This is a genomic window from Rhodococcus sp. BS-15, from assembly GCF_000813105.1.
Classification (GTDB): domain Bacteria; phylum Actinomycetota; class Actinomycetes; order Mycobacteriales; family Mycobacteriaceae; genus Rhodococcoides.
Genome location: NZ_BAOX01000633.1, coordinates 1 through 636, shown reverse-complemented (window position 1 = coordinate 636; position 636 = coordinate 1). Strand labels below are relative to the sequence as shown.

The 636-nt window shown below is 62.9% G+C and carries 1 protein-coding gene; it reads right to left on the bottom strand.

The features are described 5' to 3' along the window. Positions 1 to 431, bottom strand: a 431-nt coding sequence (gene orn, locus RHBS_RS28390) for an oligoribonuclease (protein WP_128646956.1), incomplete at its 3' end; no start/stop codon positions are given. Positions 432 to 636: the final 205 nt, after the last annotated feature.

The following is a 636-nucleotide window of genomic DNA, read 5'->3' as shown; positions in this document are numbered from 1 at the left end:
GGGTACCACCGTCGGGAGAGTTCCTTGATCGAGCTGACGTCGATCATTCGGTAGTGGAGGTAGGTGTCGAGCGCGGTCATGTCGCGAGAGATGAATCCACGATCGGTCCCGATCGAGTTTCCCGCGAGTGGAACGGTCCCGGCCACCGGGACGTGCTCCTTGATGTACGCCAGCACGCGCTGCTCGGCTTCCTCCAGCGTCACCTTCGACGCGCGCACCTCGTCGGTCAAGCCCGATTTGGCGTGCATGTCGGTGACGACGGCAGGCATGTTCGCCAACGCGTCGTCGTCGGCGTGGATGACGATGTCGACACCCTCCCCGAGGATGTTGAGCTCACTGTCGGTCACCAGCGCCGCAATTTCGATCAGCTTGTCCTTGCTCAGGTCCAAGCCGGTCATTTCACAATCGATCCACACGAGTTTGTCCTGCACTCGCACCACACTAGTGCGAGCTGCGATGCCACTAGGGTTTGCGGTGGAGATCGAGCCAGTTCAGCATCAGCACACGTTCATGGAGGACGCGGACATGACAGTCGACCCGACGCAGCCGGCACCCACGCTCAGCCCGGCAGAGAAGGCGAAGGCTGCCAAAGCCGCTGCCGTCGAAGCGGCACGGGTCGCCGCCGTTGCCCTGGCC